Source organism: Streptomyces xiaopingdaonensis (assembly GCF_000262345.1).
Lineage (GTDB): Bacteria > Actinomycetota > Actinomycetes > Streptomycetales > Streptomycetaceae > Streptomyces > Streptomyces xiaopingdaonensis.
In genome coordinates this window covers 1-20,128 of the sequence record NZ_AJTQ01000198.1, presented here as the reverse complement: position 1 = coordinate 20,128, position 20,128 = coordinate 1, and the positions used below count along the sequence as shown (strand labels likewise).

The following is a 20,128-nucleotide window of genomic DNA, read 5'->3' as shown; positions in this document are numbered from 1 at the left end:
GCAGACGGACTCCCGGCCTGCCCGGACCCGCGCATGGGCGCACAAGTGGTCCCTGGTCAGGGGGAGTTGACAGGAAGTGGTGGCGAACCGGCCGCGGCGGGGGCGGTTCGGCGGGGCGGCGGTGCTGGGACTGTCAGCCCGCCCGACAGATGGCGCTGGACATGCGTCCGAAGTCGACGTGGCGTCGACTCACCAAGGAGATTCCAGCGCGTGACATGGAGGAAGCGTCGCACGGGCGTTGAAGGGCAGTCCACTGTTGTCCGTGATGTGGACAGTCGTGTCTTGCTTTTTGGGATGGCCGTGAACGTGCGCTGTGCGCAGGGGAGTTGGCAGCGCTCGGTCCGTCGGTGTGCGGCTGCCTCTCGTTCTGGTTGCCCGGGCAGGCGGGAGGTTCTGCGCTCACAGGGGCAGGGAGCGGCGACGCACGGCCTGACGGTGTCTGGTTTGTGCACTTCGCGCGTTATGGGCCCGCCCCGCCGCGGGTGCCTGTCCTGACGGTGCGGCGGGGCGGGGGTTTCCGCTCGGGTGCGGGACGGGGCGCCGTGTCCGGGCGGAGTTCTCAGGGGTGCGGCGTGCGCCGGGCGGTGGGGAGGCGTTCGTCCTGGCGGAGGAGGGTGAGGCGGCCGTCTTCGAGGTGGAGGACGCGGCCGCGGCCGGTGTTGCCGGGGGAGTAGAGGTCGACGACGGTGGTCCAGCGGCCGCCGTGCAGGACGCGGTCGCCGCGTTTGAGGTCGAACGGGCCCAGCCCGGAGGGGAGTTCGTACCAGCCCTTGAGCAGCATGGGGGTCCTAGAGGTAGATGCGGGTTCCGCAGGCGGCGCAGCGTTTGCCGTCGCTGGTGAGGGCGGGGTGCCTGCACGGGGTCTGCTTGGGCTCGGGTTGCGGCTCGGGCTCGGGCGCGGGCTTGCCGGGCGCGCTGCCGCTCACCGCCAGGCTCCGGGGACGGCGCGGTAGGGGCGCGTGACGTACTCGCGGTAGGCCAAGTGCTGGGGATGCGACCGCAGATGGGCCGGAGGCCAGTCGTGCGCCCGGATCGCGTCCTCGCTCCACGGGCCGCTCTCGGAGCACACGGCGCACTGCATCGCGTACGCGTGCGGCTCTGCGTCGGGTTCCTCGTCACGGGTGAGGGCGAACTGGCGGAAGCGGTACCTGGATTTGGGCATGCGGTGTCACCCCGAGTAGGCAGAATGGTGGACTCGGTGTCGCGAGGCGATTACCGAGGGCGATCGATGTGTTCACCGTGCACTGCCGACGAAGCGAGGGCAAGGTTTCAGAACGCGGCACTCGGAGCTGAGCCCAACAGTGCCGAAAGTGAAGGGCTTTGCTCCTTCACGGAGAAAGGGAAAAGTCCTTCATCTTGAAGGACGGGCGGGAAGGGGATGTCATGGGATCACGTACAGGGTCGACCGTGCCGCGCCGTCAACTCGGCCGCTACCTGCGCGATTTGAGGGGCAGGGCGGGGTTCACGGTGCGTGCTGCCGCCGTTGAGCTGGAATGGTCGGAGGTGAAGATGTGGCGCATCGAGACGGGGCAGAGTTCGATGCGCAGCCACGACGTGGAAACGATGTGCCGCGTTTACGGTGCTCCGGCCGAACTGCGCCGTGCGCTCATGGGGTTGGCGAAAGAGACCAAGGCGCAGGGGTGGTGGCACTCGTACGGGGATGTCATCCCGGAGTACTTCGACGTGTATATGGGATTGGAGGCGGCGGCTTCGGATCTGTGCTGGTACGAAGCAGAACTCGTGCCGGGTTTGCTCCAGACGGAGGGGTACGCCCGTGCGATCGTGAGTGGGCACCGGGACCGGTCAGATACCGAAGTCGACCGTAGGGTTCGACTCCGTATTGAGCGTCAAGCCATGCTCACGCGCGGCTCAACTGCCCCTCATCTGCGGGCGGTTCTGAGTGAGGCAACGCTGAGGCGTCCGGTGGGTGGGCATGATGTCATGGATGGCCAGCTACGTCACTTGCTTTGGGCAACTGGACTGCCCAATGTCACGATTCGTGTCGTGCCCTTCGCATCCCCCATGCATCGCGGCATGGTCACCGGCCCGTTCATCCTCTTGCGCTTCCCCGAGGGTGTCGGGAGGGAGGAGCCGCCGACGGTGTACGTCGAGGGCTTCACTGGTGCCCTCTACCTCGACAAGGAGGCGGAGGTAGCAAGCTACGCCGCAGCGTTTGACAACATCTGGACCGCAAGCCTCGACGAGTCGGCTTCCGCAAGGCTCGTCGCCGACATGGTGGGAACACATGAAGAACAACACTGACTGGTTCAAGTCGAGCTTTTCCGGCCACGAACAGGCATGTGTGGAGGTGCGCACAATGTCGTCCACCGTCTCCGCGCGCGACTCGAAGGACCGCAACGGCGGCGAGCTGACCGTGCCCGCCGCGGGCTGGAGCGCTTTCGTCGCGGGCGTCACGGCAGGCGAGTTCGAGTAACCGCATCCGGACAACGACGAGCCCCGCCCCGGCAAGCGACGCCGGGACGGGGCTCGTTCGCGAGTAGCGGTCAACTCACCTCACACGTTGGTGAGTTCCCCCTCCGACCGCTGTTCCGGAAGCTTCTGCTGCAACCGCTCCCCTTCGACGTCGAGGTTGGGAAGGGCACGCTGAAGCGGACGGGGCAGCCACCACGCCGCGCGCCCCAGCAGGTGCATCACGGCCGGCACCAGCGCCATGCGGACGACGAAGGCGTCGACCACCACGCCGATGGCGAGCGCGAAGCCGACCGACTTGATGATCGGGTCCTCCATGAGCACGAACCCGCCGAAGACCGAGGTCATGATCACCGCCGCGGCGCTCACCACCCGGGCGTTGTGCCCCACGCCGCTGACGACTGCCCGCCGCGCGTCGACGCCGTGCACGAAGTCCTCCCGCATCCGCGAGACGAGGAAGACTTCGTAGTCCATGGCGAGTCCGAAGAGGATGCCGATCAGCAGGATCGGCAGGAAGCTGACGAGCGGCCCCGGGGTGTCGACGCCCACGAGCCCCGCGAGATGGCCCTGTTGGAAGATCGCCACCGTGATGCCGAAGGTGGCGCCCACCGTCAGCAGGAAGCCGAGCGCCGCCTTGAGCGGCACCAGGATCGAGCGGAAGACGAGCATCAGCAGCAGCACGGAGAGCCCGGCGACGAGCACGAGGTACACGGGCAGCGCGTCGGCGAGCTTCTCCGACACGTCGATGCCCAGCGCGGTCGCACCCGTGAGCGACACGGTGGCGCCCTCGACCGTCGCGACCCGGTCCCGGATCGAGTGGACGGTCTCCTCGGTCTCGGCCGCCGACGGGCCCGTCTTCGGTATCACGCCGAGCAGCGCGGTGGTGCCGTCCTTGCTCGTCTGCGGCGGGGCGACGGTGAGCACGCCGTCGGTCTTCGCGACGAGCGCCGCGGTCTGCTTGGTGGCCGCGCCCGTCGCCTGCGCGTCGTCGCCGGAGACGACGACGGCGAGGCGGCCGTTGAAGCCCTCGCCGAAGCCCTCGGTCGTCAGGTCGTACGCCTCGCGCGCCGCCGAACCTTCGGCCGCCGTGCCCGCGTCGGGCAGGGCGAGGCGCATGTCGGTGACGGGTGAGGCGAGCGCTCCGAGGCCGAGCGCGGCGACGACCAGCAGCGGCACCCGCACCTTCGCCACGGCGCGGCCCCACCGGAAGCCGAGGCGGTTCTCGGCGGCCTCCGGGGTCTCCGCGCCCTCGCGCCCCGCCCGCCTGCGCGGCAGCACCCGGCGACCGGCGAAGCCGAGCACCGCGGGCAGCAGCGTGAGGGCGACGAGGACGGCGAGCGCGACGGTCCCCGCGGCGGCGAGACCCATCACGGTGAGGAAGGGGACGCCGGCGACGGCGAGCCCCGCGAGTGCGATCACCACGGTGGCGCCGGCGAAGACGACGGCCGAACCCGCCGTCCCGGTAGCGCGCCCGGCCGCGTCCTCCGGCTCCATGCCCTGCGAGAGGTGCTGCCGGTAGCGGGAGGTGATGAAGAGCGAGTAGTCGATCCCGACGGCGAGCCCCAGCATCAGCGCAAGAATCGGCGCCGTCGAGTTCATCTCGACGACGCCGCTGAGCGCGAAGAGCCCGGCTATGCCGGCCCCCACGCCGACGAGGGCGTTGAGCAGCGTCATCCCGGCGGCCACGAGCGAGCCGAAGGTGAGCACGAGGACGAGCGCCGCGACCCCCACACCGATCGCCTCGGTCGAACCGATCTCCGGCACCGCCTGCATGACCTCGCCGCCGTGCTCCACCCGGAGCCCGTCCGCGTCGGCACCGGCCTGCTCGTACGCGGCGCGCTGGTCGTCGGTGACCTCGTCGGCCTTGCTGTCGAACTGCACCTGGACGAGGGCGTATCGGCCGTCCTGCGAGACGCTCTTCGCCTCGAACGGGTCGACGGCCCCGACGACGCCCGGGACGTCGGCGGCCTCCTTCGTCACGGGGCCGACGGCGGCCGGGGTCAGTCTCTCGCCCTCGGGCGCGGCGACGACGATCGTCCCGGTCGCGCCGCTCGCCTCGGGGAACTCCTCGGCGAGCGAGTCCATCGCCTTCTGGGACTCGGTGCCGGGGATCGAGAAGCTGTTGGAGGTGGGGCCGCTGAAGGCCGCGGCGGCCGAGCCGAGCAGAGCGAGCAGGACCAGCCACATGGCGACGACGCGTCCGCGGCGGCGGAAGGAGAACCGGCCGAGCCGGTAGAGCAGGATGGCCATAGGGCGTCATTTCTGTTGCGTGGGGCGTCGGTTGTCGGTGCGGTTTCTGTCAGGGGGACCTGTGGCCGAGGAGACGCAGGGCTCCCTCGACCATCGAGGAGCGGAGCGCGCCCTCCTCGGTGTGCGCGTACTGGGCGGTCGTGACGGCGGTTCCGCCGATCACCATCCAGGCGGCGATCTGCGCGTCCGGCTCGCGTGCGCCCCCGGCGAGCGCGGTCGCCAGGTCGTCGACGGCCTGCGGGACGACGGCGAGCACGGGATGGCCGAGCATCTCCGGCAGCTCGGCGAAGATGATCTTCACCTCGCTGGAGAACGACAGGGCCAGGTCGACGAACCCCGTCACGGCCGCCTCCTGCGCCTCTTCGCCTTCGAGCCGCCCGAGCGTCCTGCCGAGCGCGGCGAGTGCCTCCGCCGGCCCGGTGAGGACTTCGGTGAGGATCGCCTCCTTGCCCGCGAAGTGGTACAGCAGCGCGGACTTGGAGCAGTCGGCGCCCACGGCGATGTCGTGGAGCGACGTGCCCTTGAAGCCGTGCTCGGCGAAGAGGCCCCGCGCGGACTCCAGGATGTGACCACGCAGGCCGGAGGGAGGACGTGCCATGCGCCCCACCATACCTGACCGATCGGTCAGGAAAGGAGCGGGCTCGTGCGGAGGAGGATCGGGGTTGAACTGGTGTGGCTGCACGGCGCGTTGGCGTGCGACTGTGAGCGGTGCGCCCGGACGTCGCCACTCCGTCCGTCCACGGCAGGGTCCGGGGCGGAGACTTCCGCGGGGGTGGTGCGCGGACACGTGCACGCCGGGTGACCCGGATACGCCTCAGAGGGGCAATGGGTTGGTCTTCAGGTCCCGACGGGCGGCCGGAGTGCCCCGGGTTGCACGGGCGGCGTGAGGACGCGGGCTGGGTGTCCCGAGGCGACGGTCTACCGGGTGGCGCACAGGGGCGCGATCGTCCCGTGCTGCACGATCGCTGGACGCGGTACCCGGTCCTCCCGGCGCAGAACCAGGACACGCGGGTCGGGCGGCAGACCGTACACGCCACCTGGAGGAGCCTCGTCACGAACTACCGGCGTCAGCACGCGACATGACGGCGGATCGTCGGTACGGAGGTATGAGGTGTCAGGCGTGAGGTCGGTGGCGTCTCAGTAGGGCCGCGCCGAGGGCCGCGCCGACGAGGGTGGGTACGCCGTGGATGTCGCGGAGGACGGTGTCCACGACGCTGCCCGCGAGGACCGCGCCGCCCCAGATCCGGACCCGGTTGAGTAGCGGCGTCGGCCAGCTCCGCTCACCGGCCGCGAGGAACAGCCAGGCGACGAGGGCCCCGGCCAGGCCGAGGTCGGCCACCGAGTTCCCGGCGCCGTGCGGTTGCCACAGGTAGCCGAGTGCTTCGCCGACCGCCCCTGGTATCAGGTACAGCGCGAGCATCGCCCGCGAGCCGAAGAGCCGTTCGACCGGGACGCCGAGCGCGGCGATCGCCGGAACGGTGAGGAACGCCTGCCATGGCGGTGCCTGGACGAGCAGCGGCGACAGCACACGCCACCACTGGCCGTCGACGAGCGCGTCGGGGTCGCGGCGCAATGCGTCGAGCATGTCGGGAAAGACCAACGCCGCGACGTTCGTTGCGCCCGTGACGAGGAGTACGGCTGCCGCGGCAACCGGCACTCGCCGCCCCGCTCGCGCGGATGCCGGAGCCGGCGCACCCGCTGTCCGTCGCTTGCCTGTCTCCATGAAGTACCCCCGTCCCCGCCTCCGAGAGCCCGGTTCGACGTGTCGGCCGGTACCGGGTCCTCCTGGCTATGCGTGCACGCACGCAGGCGTTCCGGGGCAGTGGCCTCGGAACCGATCGGCAACTCAAGCCCCGGGCCAGTACCCGGGATTGGGCACGGCGGGCTCCTCGCCGACGGCGGTGTCGTAGAGGCGGAAACCGCGGCGCTGGTAGTTGGTGAGCGCGTACGGGCCGTCCTTGCTGCACGTGTGGAGCCAGACGCGTCGGGTCGGATCCCGGCCGGGCCACCGCTCGGCGAGGTCCCAGGCGCGTGCGGTGCCGAAGGAGAGCAGGTGGCCCCCGAGTCCCCGGCCGCGGAAGGAGGGCACCAGGCCGAAGTTGTCGATCTCGACGGCGGCTCGGGGGCCGGCGCCGAGCTCGATGTATCCGGCCGGCGTGCCCGCGACGTACGCCACCCACGTCTCGACGCCCGGCCGCTCCAGCAGCGTCCGCCAGTCGGCGTACCGCCACGGCAGGCGGTCGGTCCACATGACGTCGCCACCGACCGCGGTGTAGAGGAAGCGGCTGAACTCCGGGCTGGGGACCTCGGCACGGACGATGCTGAGGGACGGCTCGTCCGGTCGGCGCGCCGGCACCAGCTCCTCGGCGGAGTTCTGCTCCAGGTACCAGGTGGTGACCTCGATCGTACGGGCGCCGGCGGCGCTCACCGTGCCGTCCGCCCCGCGTCGCCGGGCCGCAGCATCCGCAGCCCGCGGACCCGGTTGAGCGCGGCTGCCGTCTCGAACCGGCGCGGCACGGCGAAGTCCTCGTCGCGGACGCCGAGGAGCGGGCCGAGCCCCGAGTCCCCGGCGTCGGGGCCGACCTCCTCCGCGAGGCGGTCGAGGGCCTCCGACAGGGTGCGGTCGCCGTCCAACCAGCCGCGCCGGACGAGGAGTTCGAGCGCCAGCCCGACGCCGGTGACCTGCCGCGGGTCGGCGAGCTGCTCGACGGCGCGCAGGTCGACCTCGTGGTCGCCGAAGGTGAGGACGTCCTCGCCGCGGGCCTTGATCCGGGACTTGCCCCGCACCGTCGCGTCGAGCGACCGCGGGTCGGGGCTCCGGTGGACGACGCCGGGGAAGGAATCGGCCTCCGCGTGGCGGCCCGTGGGCGCGGCGGCCACCTGGCGGGCCCGTTCCGTGACGTCCGACGGCTGGTAGGCGTCCAGCATCAGGACCCGGTCGGCGACTTCGAGGTAGTCGCCCGAGCCGCCCATCACGAGGACGGTGGAGACGCCGTGGTCGCGGTGGAGCGAGCGGACGGTGTCCACGAGCGGCGTCAACGGCTCGCGGTCCTTGGCGACGAGCGCCTGCATCCGCGCGTCGCGGATCATCAGGTTGGTCGCCGCCGTGTCCTCGTCGATGAGAAGTACCTTCGCGCCCGCCTCGACGGCCTCGCAGAGCGAGGCGGCCTGCGAGGTGGACCCCGAGGCGTTCTCGGTGGAGAAGTCGGAGGTGTCGGAGCCGTCGGGCAGCCGGTCGACGAAGGCGTGGACGTCGACGCGCTCCACCCGCCGCCCGTCCTCCGCGCGGAGCTTCACCGTCTCGGCGCGCGAGACGACCAACTCCCGTCCGTCGCCCGGCACATGGTCCCAGATCCCGGTCTCCAGCCCGCGCAGCAGCGTCGACTTGCCGTGGAACCCGCCGCCGACGACGAGGGTGACGCCCTCCGGCACCCCCATGCCGGTGACCTCTCCCGCGTTGGGCAGCTCGACGCTCACCCGCAACCCGTCGGGCGAGGAGAACGGCACGACGCCCGACCCCTGCGCCGGGCGGTCGTCGACGCCGCTGCGGCGCGGCAGGACGGCCCCGTCGGCGACGAACGCGACGAGCCCCCGCTCGGGGAGCAGCCGCCGCAGCGCGTCGGAGTCCTCGACGGTCTCCAGGAAGGTGCGCACCTTCCCCGCGTCCAACGCCTCGTACTCCAGGGCGCGTCGGGCGACCCGGGGAAGCAGCTCGCAGAACAGCCGCCGGGCCTCGTACCCGTCGATCCGCCGCCCCCGCCCCGGCAGCGCGACCCCGAGCCGCAGCACGACCGCGCCCTCGGTCGTCACCTCGCAGGAGCTCCGGGCGAGCACCTCCTGGCCCCCGGCGTCGACACGGACCGCGCGCTCGCCCTTGACGGCAGCCGCGACCCGGCGCACGAGGAAGGCGGCGAGCGCACGGCGGCGCACCGGCGTCGCGTACGCCTCCTCAGGAAATCCGGCGAGCTCCGCGGGCACGCGCAGCGCCACCCGCGCCGGGGGCGCGTACGGATCGGACTGGGCACGGACGAGTTCGACGGCAGGTCCCTCCGGCAGCTCCCACACCCCGGTGAGCCCCTTGTACCTGCCGTACTGCGCCCCGTCGAGCGAGGCCAGCTCCTCCGCGAACCCCCGGCGGGGCCCCCTCCTCGGCTGCTCCCCGGCACGGTCCCGGTGGCCGCCGCGTCCGGGGCCGCCGGGGCCGCCGCGGCGATGTGTGGAGCGTTGCACGTGCGGGTCCTTTCCTGGCTGCTCGTCCCGCGCGGGTGCGCGGGTGCTCATCCGGCGCGACGATACATAACCTCCGGGGGCGGGCGGGGCGGCGGTGGTCGCCCGGGGACGGAGCGCGGTCGGGGTGCGACCGTCCGCCGTCCGGTGGCAGGCGCTCGCGGCGCCCGGGCGGTGAGCGCACCGCACCCGCCCGTCAGCCCGACGCGTTGAGGGAAGTCGGCTTACGCCCGGCGAAGCGGCGGCCGTCTCCTAGTCCAGGACGCGGCCCTTGGTCTCCGGCAGCAGCCAGACGAACAGCAGAGTCAGCGCCGTACAGATCACCACCACGGTGACGATGGCGGTGCCCAGTCCGCTCCCCGCCGCCGCCCAGCCGATGAGCGCGGGGCTGAACGCCGCGACACCCCGGCCGACGTTGTAGGTGATGCCCGCACCGGTGCCCCGCACGCGCGCCGGGAACAACTCGGTGAACAGGGCGCCCTTGCCAGACGCCTGGGCCGATATGAAGAAGCCGACCACGAACGCGAGGAGCAGGTTGTACCACGGGGCGTCGAGCGGAACCGCCATGAACAGGAACCCGAACACCGCCGTCCCCAGGTAGAAGACCGTGAACGCCCAGCGTCGCCCGATGCGGTCGTGCAGGCGGCCACCGAGCACGTAGCCGAGCCAGTTGCCGGCGATCATGAACCAGATGTAGAGGGCGGTATCGCTGACGCTGAGTCCGCGGTCTTCTTTGAGATACAGCGGAATCCAGGTCTGCATGGCATACGTGCTCGCCAGTCCGGTCGCCCCGAACAGCGTGCCCAACACGGTGTACTTGCGCAGCCCCGGGGCGAAGAGCTCGGCGAACGCCCCCTTCTGCCGGGGCTTCCGCTCCACCCGGACCGTCGGCACGTCGCGCAGCTTCCGCCGGATCAGCAGAGCCGCCAGCGCGGGCACGATGCCGGTCACGAACATCACCCGCCACGCGACCGTGTCCGGCAACCAGGCATGGCTGAGCAGGTAGGCGAGGTTGGCGCCCGCCCAACCCACCGACCACGCGGACTGGATCCACGCCAGCGCCCTGCCCCGACGCTCCGGCGTCGCGTACTCCGCCATGAGGGCGGCGCCCACCGGCCATTCGGCGCCGAAGAAGAAACCTTCGAGCGTGCGCCACAGCAGGAGCTGCTCGAAGTTCTGCGAGGTGGCGGTCAGGCCGGTGAAGAGGGCGTACGCGCCGATCACCAGCACCAGTATCCGGACGCGGCCGAAGCGGTCCGCCAGCCTGCCGCCGACCACGCCGCCGAACGCCGAGCTGATGAGCGCGCAGGAGGTGGCCAACCCGCCCTGCGCCGTGGTGAGTCCGAAAGCGGCGATGATCCCGCTGAGCGCGAGCGGGAACATCTGGTTGGTGAAACCGTCCAGGCCCCAGCCGGTCCAGGTCGCCCACGTCACCCGCCGCACGAGGGACTTGTCGGCAGCGGGTGGGGAGGGAGAAGTCGATGTGGTGGTCATGCCTACACTCCGATCGTCGGTACCGGGGTTCGATCAGCGCCGTGGAGCCAGGAGTTGCTCAGTCGGCCGACCGGAATCCGTAGAGGTCGCGCGCCGCCTGCTCGGTGACGAGCCCGTTGCGCAGGTCGTCGCGCACCTGCGCCGCGCTGCGCGAGGCCGGGTCGCCGAAGCCTCCGCTGCCGGGGCTCTCCACCCGGAGCACGTCGCCCTGGCGCAGCTGCACGCCGGATACGCGCCCGCCCGGCAACCGGTGCTCGTCGTCCCGGCCGGGGTTGACGACGAAGCGTCCCGGGCTGCCGTCGCCACCCCCGCGCAGGCCCCACGGGCGGGTCGCCTGACGGTCGGCGTGCGCGGAGAACTCCGCACCGTCACCGAGGACGCGCACGTCCCGTCGCACGCCGAGCCCGCCGCGATGGGTGCCGGCGCCGCCGGAGTCGGGGATCAGTTCGTAGACGTCGACCAGCAGCGGGTACTCCTGTTCCAGCGCCTCGATCGGCAGGTTCGAGGAGTTGGTGATGTGCACCTGGACGGCGTCGAGCCCGTCCTTCGTCGGCCGGGCACCGCCGCCCCCGGCGACCACCTCCGGGTAGACGAAGTAGTCCCCGTCGCTCTCCCCGGAGAACGTCACGTAGGTGACGGTGCTGTGGCTCGCGGCCGGAACCCGCTCCGGCACCGCGGCAGCCAGCGCGCCGAGCACCGCATCGGCCACCCGCTGGCAGGTGTCGGTACGGGCGGTGACGGGCGCGGGCTCGTCCGGATTGACGATGCTGCCGGGCGGCGCGACGATCTCCACCGCGTCGAAGAAGCCGCCGTTGGGCGGGATTCCTGGGTCCAGCACCGCTTTCAGCGCGTAGTAGACGGTCGCTTCCAGCGCCGGGCGCACCACGTTGATGCCCACAGGCGACTGCGGACCGGTACCCGCGAAGTCCAGCGCGACGCGTTCGCCGTCGACGGTGAGCGCCACCGCGATCTCGGTGGCCGGGCCCTCGGTGGGGTCCATCAGGTCGTGGAACCGGTAAGTACCGTCCGGGACCTCGCGCAGCGCCGCCGCCAGCCGCTTGCGTGAGTGGTCGAGGAGGTGCGCGGTGGCCGCCCGGACCGTCTCGCGACCGTAGCGCCGGTGCACCTCGCGCAGCCGGCGCTCCCCGACTTCCACGGCGGCCAGTTGGGCGAGCATGTCGCCGCGCCGCTCCTGCGGCAGCCGCGAGTTCAGCTCGACGAAGGCCAACGGCGCCTGCTCCACGCCGTCCGCCGTGGCGAACTTGACCAGCGGGACGCGCAGGCCCTCCTGGAAGAGGGAGTTCGAGTCGCCGGCGTTGCTGCCCGGGACCCGGCCGCCGATGTCGGAGTGGTGCGCGATGTCGGCGCTGTAGCCGATCAGCTCGCCGTCGGCGAAGACCGGCTTGACCATGGTGATGTCCGGCAGATGGGTACCGCCGCCGTGGTAGGGGTCGTTGGTGATGAACACGTCCTCCGGCCGCACCGTCAGCCCGGACGCCACCAGCGAGTCGATCAGGCCGGTCATCGATCCCATGTGGATCGGCATGTTCTCGGCCTGCGCGACCAACCTGCCGTGCTCGTCGAAGAGCGCCGTCGAACAGTCCGAGCGCTCCTTGATGTTCGTCGAGTAGCTCGCCCGGCGCAGCACCGCGCCCATCTCCTCGGCGGCCGTCACCAGGGACGCGCCGATCACCTGCACGGTGATGGGGTCGAGGGTCTTCATCGCTGCTCCACTTCGATGACGAGGTTGCCGTGGCGGTCGACGCGCGCGGTGGCGGCCGGGGTGACGACCGTGGTGGTGTCGAGTTGTTCGACGATCGCGGGACCCGGCAGCACGGTGCCCGCGCGCAGGCCGGTGCGGTCGTAGACCGGGGTGTCGACAGGGCCTGTCTCGTCGAAGTCGACCCGGCGGCGGCCGAGTAGCGCGTCTCCCGGCTCGGTGCCTTCGGGAACGGCCGGCAGTTCCGGTTTGTCGACCACCGCGGCCGCGGTCAGTTGCACTTCCACGATCTGCACCCGGGCGTCGCGGTGCGCGAAGCCGTAGCTCCTGGTGTGCTGTTCGTGGAACGCCTCCACGATCCCGGCCACCGCGTCGGAGTCGAACCGCGCGGCGTCGATCACACGCTGCGGCAACGGAACCGACAGCTCGAAGTTCTGCCGCGCGTAACGCAGCTTCGCCTCGCCGGTGATCTTCGTATCCGCACCGGACGGCGCTTCGGACGCCAGCCAGCCGCGAGCCGATGCGTGCACCTCGTGCAGCATCTCGTTGAGCTTGTCGGGGTCGCGCACGTCCGCGTCCTCCAGCACGGCCTTGGCGAACTCCGTGCGGATATCGGTGACGAGCAGCCCCAGCGCGCACAGCGTGCCCGGATTCGGCGGGACGAGCACGGTGCTCATGCCCACCTCGCGGGCGACCTCGACCGCGTGCAGCGGGCCGGCACCGCCGAACGCGACCAGGGCGTAACCGCGCGGGTCCTCGCCCGCCTCCACCGAGACCTTGCGCACCGCTCCGGCCATGTTGGCGGCCGCGATCCGCCCGATACCGCGTGCGGCCACCGACCGGTCGGCCTCCATCGCCCGGGCGACGCCGTCCACGGCACGCTCGGCAGCCGCGTAGTCCACCGCGAGCTCACCGCCGAGAATGAACTCCGGGTTCAGCCATCCGCGCAGGACGTTGGCGTCGGTGACGGTCGGTTCGGTGCCGCCCCGTCCGTAGGCGGCCGGGCCCGGCTGCGAACCGGCGCTGCCCGGGCCGACCTCCAGCGCCCCGCCCGGGTCGACCCGGGCCACGCTGCCGCCTCCGGCACCGACCGTGTGGATGTCCAACGAAGGCGTGCGGACCGGGCGGTGGTTGATCCGGCGCTGCGACGAGACGAGCGCGCCCCCGTCGCGTACGAGGCAGACATCGGTGCTGGTGCCGCCCATGTCGAAGGTGATCAGGTTGCTGAGCCCGGCCTGCCCCGCCACGTGCGAAGCCGCGACGACGCCGGCCGAGGGCCCGGACAGCAACGTGGTCACGGGATGCCGACTGACCGAGTCGAGCGACATCATGCCGCCGCTGGAGCCGATCACCCTTGGCTCGACCGGCACGCCGGTCGCCCGAATCCGCTCGGCCAGCCGCGACATGTAGCGGTTGATCTTCGGACCGACATAGGCGTTGACCACGGTGGTCGAGAACCGCTCGAACTCCCGGAAGACCGGCGCGACTTCGGCGGAGGCGCACACGTAGACCCGCGGGAGGGCGGACCGCAGCCGGTCGGCGACCTCCAGTTCGTGGTCGGCGTTGCGGTAACTGTGCAGGAAGCAGACCGCGACCGCTTCGGGCTCCGCCTGGCCCACCCCGTCCAGCGCGGCGGCGACGTCGTCCTCGTCGAGGGGGACGAGCACCTTGCCCTCCGCCGACATCCGCTCGACGACCGCGTGCACCAGCGCTCTCGGGACCAGCGGCGGCGCCTTGTCGGCGTCCATGTCGTACAGGTCGGGTCGTTGCTGGCGGCCGATCTCCAGGACGTCGCGGAGTCCCGCCGTGGTCACCAGGGTGGTGAGTGCGCCGTCGGACTCCAGCACGGTGTTGGTCGCGACCGTGGTGCCGTGTCCCAGGTACTCGACGTCGCCGGGTTCCGCACCGGCGTGTCGCAGTACCTCACGGATGCCCTCGGCGACCGCGACGGACTGGTCGTCGGTGGTCGAAGGCAGCTTGTGGATGTGGAATCGGCCTGTGGCCGCGTCCAGAGCGGTCACGTCGGTGAACGTGCCGCCGACGTCGACTCCGATGCGTAGCATGGAAATCCCTTCGGGACGGAGATCAGGCCAGCCGCGCCGGCGACAGCCGGTCGATGGGGACCTCGGTACGGCCGGTGAGCAGCAGGTCCACCGCGGACCTGGCGAACACCGGCGCCAGCTTGAAGCCGTGTCCGGAAAAGCCGCCCATGATCAGGACGTTGGGCCGCTCCGGGTCGCGGCCGATGATGCCGTGGTTGTCCGCGGTGTAGCCCTCCATGAAGGTGCGCACCATGGCGGGCCGCGCCGGCAGGCCGTCCAGGCACCGCGACACCGCAGCGGAAACCCGCGAGAGGTACTCCGGCTCCACCACCGGGTCGAGCCGGTCGGGATCGTCCACAGCGGACTTCGGCACATGCAGGTTGATCTTCACGCCGCCGCCGACGTCCGGGAAGAAGGAGAGGGCGTTCTCCCCGCCGCTGCGGCGGATGCCCACGGGGAAGTGTTCCGGAGTCCAACGCGGTCCGGCCTCGAACCAACTCAGCACCGCCCGGCGGACGTCGACCTCGCGCGCCAGGCTCGGCACGCTCCGCGTGATCCACGGGCCGGTACACACCACCGCTTGGTCGTACTTCTCGACCCTGACTCCGGCCTCGTCGCCCCTGCGGTAGTGGACGGCCACACCGGTGGCGGTGTCGACGACGTCGGTGACGGTGTGGCCGGTATGGATCGTCGCCCCGGCTTTCCGGGCGAGCAGGGCGGTCTCGGTCACCGCGCGGCGCGGATGCAGCAGCCCACCCTGCCGGTCGAGCAGCACCAAGTCGTCGTCGAAGAGCCGGTGTTGCGGAAAGCGCCGCGCCGCCTCGCGCCGGTCGAGTCGCTCGACGTCGAGTCCCCATTCCTCGGAGACATCGAGGACGGTGCGTACATCGGGGTCCTGGGCCGATCCGATGGTCAGCGCCCCGCACGGATCGAGCAGCCGCACGCCGGCCTGTTCGCCGAGCCGGTCCCAGGCGCGCCGTGCTTCTTGCAGCAACGGCACATAGCTGCCGCCTTCCTTGTAGGCGACGCGGAAGATACGGGTCTCTCCGCCCGCGGCACCCCGTTCGTGGCCGACGTCGAACTGCTCGAACCCGCTGGCGGGTACGCCGGCGGCGGCGAGCGTATGCAAGACCTGGCTGCCCATCGTGCCCACGCCGATGACGGCGACGCTCGGTTGCTGGCGTGGCTTCATCACTGTCTCCGCAGAGGTCGGGAGCCGTTTGACGCGAAGGAACGTAGCATTCACGACGCGGCCGAACAATGGATGTAGCAAACACTTCATCCCCGGGGAGACAATGGCCCGCGTGAACTCTTCAGCCGGCGAGACTCTGGGCCACCGCATCCGCAATCGCTCCGCGACGCTCTCCGCCGGAGAGCGGGCGGTCGCCCACTACTTGCAACGACATCCCGAGGAAACGGCCATCTCCTCGGCCGCGAAGCTCGGCGAGGCCACCGGGACCAGCGACGCCACAGTGATCCGCACGGCCCGCAAGCTCGGCTTCGAGGGGCTCAACGACCTCAAGCACAGCCTCGTCGAGCACTTGGCCCGTCGCCGCGACCCCGCCCAGGTCCTCGACGACCGGGTGCAGCGGCTGCGCCCGGCGCAACACGGCGTGCTGCAACCGGTGATCGACGCCGGGCTCGCACTCCTCGGCGAGGTGCCCGCCCTCGTCGAGAGCGACGAGTGGGGCCGCACGGTCGCAGCGCTCAACGAGGCCGAGCACGTGTGGGTGTACGGCATCGGCCCCGGCGCCTCCGTCGCCGAGCACCTCGCGCTGAGCCTGCGGCGCGTGGGGAAGGAGGCCGACTCCTGGACGGCGACCGGGTTCGGCCTCGCCGACGACCTGCTGCGGCTGCGGCCCGCGCATGCGGTGGTGGCCGTCGCACCGCTGCGGGTGTTCCGCGAGATCGGCATCCTCCTCGACCACGCCCATCGCGTCGGCGCGACCAGCGTCCTGCTGACCGAAGCCACCGACGAAGGCAGGGGAACCCGGGCGGACGTCCTGCTGCCGTTGCCCGACTCGACCGACGGCGCCGCGAACGAACTCATCGCGCCGCTGACGATCCTGCATGCCCTCGTGCTGGAGTTGGTCGCGGCGCAGCGTTCTTCCGCCGTCGACCACTACCAGGAGCTCAACGCGTTGCGTACCGAGATCGCGGGCACCGAACTCGACGTGAGCCAGCTACCGGAGCTGTGAGCCGTAGCGGTCCTGGGCCCGCGATGGGGCGTTCAGGCGGGCAGGGGAAGGGCTTCCCGGCCGTGCCGGGAGGAGGCTCGCTCGTGCTCGATGGGAGGGACGTGGCGAGGCGGATCGGAGCCGTTCGCCGCCGTACCGGCCGCGCCAGCGGAGCCGGCCGAGGCCGGCGTACCCGTCGTGTGCGGGAGAGCCGGGCACGCGGACCGCGGCACGGGCGGCGTGGGACCGGCCGTCAACGCCGAGGCGGCGCCGGCGAGTTCGCCGACGCGGCCGAGGCCGTCCAATTCCGCGCACGTCCACGTCGTCCCGCGGCGACGGCGGCGTGCTCGCCGACGAGTCCGGGGCCGGGCGGCACGCCGCCCGGCCCCGGCTCGTGCCCTGTCAGCGGGCCATCAGCGCGAAGACCCCCCAGCCGAGGTATGCACGCTGGTACCGCGTGTAGCGGGCGGGCTCGGTTGTCAGCTCGGCCCGTACCTCGGCGGCCAGCTCGTCGCCGGGGTTCCCGTCCAGCCAGCGGCGGAGGTTGAGCCACTGGGCCGCCTGGTACCGGTCCCAGCTGTCCTGGTCGGCCAGCATCATCTCGACGACGTCGTACCCGAGGTCGCCGAACTGCTCGATCAGCTCCGGCAGTTCGAGGAAGTCGTCTTTGCCGCCGGCGCCGCAGGCTTCGGCGGTCTCCTGGTCCGGTACTTCCCGAAGCCAGTACGGCTCGCCGACCAGCATCAGGCCGCCGGGCATCAGACTGCGGCCCAGCAGCTCGACGGTGCCGGCCACGCCGTTCCCGATCCAGGTGGCGCCGACGCACGCGACGAGGTCGACCGGCTCGTCCGAGACGTGGCCGGCGGCGTCGCCGTGGACGAAGGCGACCTGGTCTGCGACGCCGAGTTCGGCGGCGCGGGCGCGGGCCTCCTCGGTGAAGACCGAGCTGATGTCCACCCCGGTGCCGGTGACGCGGTGGTCACGGGCCCAGGTGCACAGCATCTCGCCCGATCCGCTGGCGAGGTCGAGCACGCGGGTTCCTGGCGCCAGATGGAGCGCCCGGCCCAGAGCGGCGAGCTTGCCGGGGGTCAACGGGTTGTGGATGCGGTGGCTGCTTTCGCGGAGGGTGAAGATGCGTGGGAGATCCACGGGAGGTGTTCCTTCGGTTCGACGGAGTCCTGGCGTTCACGGTGGACAGCCGACCGGAGCCGGCCGCCGTTGCTCGGGCCGTCATCGATACACCTCGCTCTGCGCGCACGGATCTTGAACACGGCGAACGTAGACCTCCCGGCTCGACGTCTCCACCGGTTTTTTCCCCTTCAGGCGGGGCGTGCGGCGGACGGGCCCCAACGTCCCGCCACCGCGAACCCGTTGGCCCCGCCCCGGCCCTGTCGGCAACCGCAGCCCCAGGCAGACTGGACACCGTCCAGCCACCAGCGACGCCGGCCGAGTGTCCGGCCGGCCCGTGCGACCGGAAAGGCCGTCCATGACGAGTACGCCGCGCCCCGGGGCCCCGGCGCCCACGCGCGCTGCCGCACCGCCCGTCGCCGTCCTCGGCGAGTGCGTCGCCGACGCGTTCACCGAAGGGGGCGAGGGCGCCGCGAGCGGGCTGCCCACGCTCGGCCTGAGCGTGTTTCCCGGCGGCGGGCCCGCCAACACGGCCGTCGCGCTCGCCCGGCTCGGTACCCCGGCGCGGTTCCTCGGGCGGCTCTCCTCCGACGTGTTCGGGCGGCTCTTCCGCGAGCGCTTCGCCGAGTCGGGCGTGGACCTCTCCCGGGTCGTCGACGCCGCCGAGCCGAGCACGCTCGCCATCGCGACCGTCGGCGACGGGGGCAGCGCCGAGTACGCGTTCCACGCCGAGGGCGCTGCCGACTTCGGGTGGACGGCGGCCGAACTCGCCGACTCCGCGGCGGGGCCGCTGAGTTGCCTGCACACCGGCTCCCTCGCACTGGCACGGCAGCCGGGGGGAGCGGCGATCGAGGGGCTCCTCGCCGGCGTCGGGGAGCGGGCGACCGTCTCGATCGACCCCAACGTCCGGCCGCTCCTCGTCGAACCCGCCGTCTACCGGGAGCGGTTGGCGCGGTGGTGCGAGTACGCCGACATCCTCCGCCTCTCCGACGACGACCTCGCCCACCTGCTCCCCGGCACCCCGCCGGAGCGCGCAGCCGACGAACTCCACGCCGCCGGCGTCCCGCTCGTCGTCGTGACCCTCGGTGCGCGCGGCGTCCTCGCCTCGCTCGACGGCTCCCGGCTGCGCGTGGCCGCGCCGGAGACGGACGTGGTGGACACCGTCGGCGCCGGTGACTCCTTCATGGCCGGCATGCTCCATGCGCTGCACACGGCAGGCGCGTTGGGAGGGCGCCTCGACGCGCTGGGGACCGAACCGCTCGGCTCGGCGCTGGAGTACGGCGTCCGCGTCTCGGCGGCGGTCTGCGGTGTCCGCGGCGCCAACCCGCCCTGGGGGAAGGAGCTCGGCGGACGCGGTTGAGCGATCCCGCGCGGCGGGCGCGCGCACGGCACCGGCGAGCCGTGCCCGCGCCCCGCGCGCGCCGCCCCGGCGTACGCCGCCTCGCGCGCCGTGCGAGTGAGCGCTGCCCGCGCGCGAGCCCGCCCCGCACGTAGGCGATTTGGCGCGCGCGGCGGCGCTCCCTGCCGCGCCCGGCGCCCTTTTTCCGTCTCCCGCGCCCCGACGCTCCGTCCCTCGGACGGGTAACACACGGACCCCACGCGCTTCACCCGCCGCTCTGCGGGACATCTCTCCACGCGATCAGAACCGGCGGCGCCGCATCTCAATTACAGTATGTGCGCTGTCCGTTGCTCAGGGTGAGTATCGGTCGAAGGTCGCCTTGCGCGGGCGACGTGTGGAGGAGTGTTCTATGGAAGCCAGCCGGGGCCCGACGGAGTACCGCGCGAGAGGGTGGTGGCGTGACGAGCGCCTTGACGACCTCGTGCTGCGCCACGCCTCCGAGTCGCCCGGGCGCCCCGCCGTGCTCGGCCCGCACCCCCTGACCCACGCCCAACTCGCCGCCGCCGTCGACGCGGTCGCGGCGCGCCTCCAGGACCTCGGCGTCCGGGCGCCGAGCCCCGTCCTCGTCCAACTGCCCAACAGCGTCGGCATGCTCGTCCTCACGCTCGCGCTGATCCGCGCCGGCTGCCCGCCGATCCTCGCCCACCCGTCGCTCCGCTCCCACGAACTCGACCCGGTCGCCGCCGACTTGGCCCCCGCCGCGATGGCCGTCCCCGCAGCCGGCGAGGTCTTCGACCACCCGGCGATGGCCCGCGGCCTCCAGGAGCGGCACCCCGGCCTCCGCACCCTCCTCGTCGACGGGCCCGCGCCCGCGGCGGGCGAGGTCGCGCTCGGCGGCCTCCTCGCCCCGCGCGCGGCCCCCGAGCGCCGCGCCCAAGCCGCCGACCCCTCCGAGACGGCCCTGTACTTCCTCTCCAGCGGCACGACGGGCCCGCCCAAGCCGATCCCGCGGAGCCACGAGGCGCTCGGCTCGGTGGTCCGCAACGCAGCGGCCGTCTCCGGGCTCGGCCCCGACAGCGTGTACCTGGCGGCGCTGCCCGTCACGCACAGCTTCACCTGCGCGCACCCGGGCGTCCTCGGCGCGCTGGCGAGCGGCGGTGCGGTCGTCCTCGCCGAGTCGGCCGACATCGAGCACCTCGTCGAACTCGTCGAAGAGGCAGGGGTGACGCACACGGCCCTCGTGCCGCCGCTCGTCGCGCAGTTGCTGGCGCATGCGCCGCCCGCGGGGCCGGAAGACACCCGCGTGCTGCAGGTCGGGGGC

18 protein-coding genes are annotated in these 20,128 nt (G+C 72.1%); 5 read left to right on the top strand and 13 right to left on the bottom strand.

Going from position 1 to position 20,128, the window contains the following annotated elements; translation table 11 throughout:
* Window positions 1-559: 559 nt before the first annotated feature.
* From UWG_RS0116035 to UWG_RS0116025, 3 genes are read right to left on the bottom strand one after another with little or no spacing between them, the layout of a single operon-like run.
* Window positions 560-781 carry a hypothetical protein gene (locus UWG_RS0116035; protein WP_016908239.1) on the bottom strand — a complete coding sequence of 74 codons (222 nt, stop codon included), beginning with the start codon at window positions 779-781 and terminating at the stop codon, window positions 560-562.
* A gap of 7 nt (window positions 782-788) precedes the next feature.
* A complete protein-coding gene (locus UWG_RS33395) occupies window positions 789-926 on the bottom strand; it encodes a hypothetical protein (protein ID WP_016908238.1) in 138 nt (45 codons plus the stop codon).
* The gene (locus UWG_RS0116025) at window positions 923-1,162 is read right to left on the bottom strand and encodes a DUF7848 domain-containing protein (protein ID WP_016908237.1); all 240 of its coding nucleotides are present in this window, start codon (window positions 1,160-1,162) and stop codon (window positions 923-925) included. The genes UWG_RS33395 and UWG_RS0116025 overlap by 4 nt, the downstream gene beginning before the upstream one ends.
* 221 nt (window positions 1,163-1,383) lie before the next feature.
* Here UWG_RS0116025 and UWG_RS0116020 point away from each other — a divergent pair, with 221 nt between their 5' ends.
* The gene (locus UWG_RS0116020; protein WP_033196175.1) at window positions 1,384-2,262 is read left to right on the top strand and encodes a helix-turn-helix domain-containing protein; all 879 of its coding nucleotides are present in this window, start codon (window positions 1,384-1,386) and stop codon (window positions 2,260-2,262) included.
* Window positions 2,246-2,434, top strand: a complete 189-nt coding sequence (locus tag UWG_RS0116015; protein WP_029391493.1) for a DUF397 domain-containing protein — start codon at window positions 2,246-2,248, stop codon at window positions 2,432-2,434. Before UWG_RS0116020 ends, UWG_RS0116015 begins: the two co-directional genes overlap by 17 nt.
* A gap of 80 nt (window positions 2,435-2,514) precedes the next feature.
* On the opposite strand, the gene UWG_RS0116010 is transcribed toward UWG_RS0116015, so the two are convergent.
* The 9 genes from UWG_RS0116010 to solA all read right to left on the bottom strand — a co-directional run bounded on the left by UWG_RS0116010 (window position 2,515) and on the right by solA (window position 15,355).
* Window positions 2,515-4,680 (bottom strand): MMPL family transporter, encoded by a 2,166-nt coding sequence (locus tag UWG_RS0116010; RefSeq protein ID WP_016908234.1) that lies wholly within the window; start codon window positions 4,678-4,680, stop codon window positions 2,515-2,517.
* 49 nt (window positions 4,681-4,729) lie between these two features.
* Window positions 4,730-5,278 (bottom strand): TetR/AcrR family transcriptional regulator, encoded by a 549-nt coding sequence (locus UWG_RS0116005; protein WP_016908233.1) that lies wholly within the window; start codon window positions 5,276-5,278, stop codon window positions 4,730-4,732.
* Between the two features lie 516 nt (window positions 5,279-5,794).
* Window positions 5,795-6,265, bottom strand: a complete 471-nt coding sequence (locus UWG_RS0115995) for a rhomboid family intramembrane serine protease (protein ID WP_050988588.1) — start codon at window positions 6,263-6,265, stop codon at window positions 5,795-5,797.
* Window positions 6,266-6,526: 261 nt separating this feature from the next.
* Window positions 6,527-7,108, bottom strand: a complete 582-nt coding sequence (locus tag UWG_RS0115990) for a GNAT family N-acetyltransferase (protein WP_016908230.1) — start codon at window positions 7,106-7,108, stop codon at window positions 6,527-6,529.
* Window positions 7,105-8,961 (bottom strand): ABC-ATPase domain-containing protein, encoded by a 1,857-nt coding sequence (locus UWG_RS0115985; protein ID WP_016908229.1) that lies wholly within the window; start codon window positions 8,959-8,961, stop codon window positions 7,105-7,107. Before UWG_RS0115985 ends, UWG_RS0115990 begins: the two co-directional genes overlap by 4 nt.
* A 198-nt stretch (window positions 8,962-9,159) precedes the next feature.
* Complete coding sequence (locus UWG_RS0115980; protein WP_237720108.1) at window positions 9,160-10,401, bottom strand: MFS transporter; 1,242 nt, start codon at window positions 10,399-10,401, stop codon at window positions 9,160-9,162.
* Window positions 10,402-10,459: 58 nt separating this feature from the next.
* Window positions 10,460-12,124: a hydantoinase B/oxoprolinase family protein gene (locus UWG_RS0115975; protein ID WP_016908227.1), complete on the bottom strand. Its 1,665-nt coding sequence runs from the start codon at window positions 12,122-12,124 to the stop codon at window positions 10,460-10,462.
* Window positions 12,121-14,184: a hydantoinase/oxoprolinase family protein gene (locus UWG_RS0115970; protein WP_016908226.1), complete on the bottom strand. Its 2,064-nt coding sequence runs from the start codon at window positions 14,182-14,184 to the stop codon at window positions 12,121-12,123. The genes UWG_RS0115975 and UWG_RS0115970 overlap by 4 nt, the downstream gene beginning before the upstream one ends.
* Window positions 14,185-14,206: 22 nt before the next feature.
* Window positions 14,207-15,355, bottom strand: coding sequence for an N-methyl-L-tryptophan oxidase (gene solA, locus UWG_RS0115965; protein WP_016908225.1), 1,149 nt, complete (start codon window positions 15,353-15,355; stop codon window positions 14,207-14,209).
* Window positions 15,356-15,458: 103 nt separating this feature from the next.
* Between solA and UWG_RS0115960 the strand changes: the two genes are divergently transcribed.
* Window positions 15,459-16,361, top strand: coding sequence for a MurR/RpiR family transcriptional regulator (locus tag UWG_RS0115960; RefSeq protein ID WP_016908224.1), 903 nt, complete (start codon window positions 15,459-15,461; stop codon window positions 16,359-16,361).
* A 381-nt stretch (window positions 16,362-16,742) separates the two neighbouring features.
* On the opposite strand, the gene UWG_RS0115950 is transcribed toward UWG_RS0115960, so the two are convergent.
* Window positions 16,743-17,489, bottom strand: coding sequence for a methyltransferase domain-containing protein (locus UWG_RS0115950; RefSeq protein WP_016908222.1), 747 nt, complete (start codon window positions 17,487-17,489; stop codon window positions 16,743-16,745).
* A 337-nt stretch (window positions 17,490-17,826) separates the two neighbouring features.
* Here UWG_RS0115950 and UWG_RS0115945 point away from each other — a divergent pair, with 337 nt between their 5' ends.
* The gene (locus UWG_RS0115945) at window positions 17,827-18,828 is read left to right on the top strand and encodes a carbohydrate kinase family protein (RefSeq protein WP_016908221.1); all 1,002 of its coding nucleotides are present in this window, start codon (window positions 17,827-17,829) and stop codon (window positions 18,826-18,828) included.
* A gap of 388 nt (window positions 18,829-19,216) precedes the next feature.
* A partial coding sequence (locus UWG_RS30175; RefSeq protein WP_016908220.1) for an AMP-binding protein occupies window positions 19,217-20,128 on the top strand: 912 nt, incomplete at its 3' end.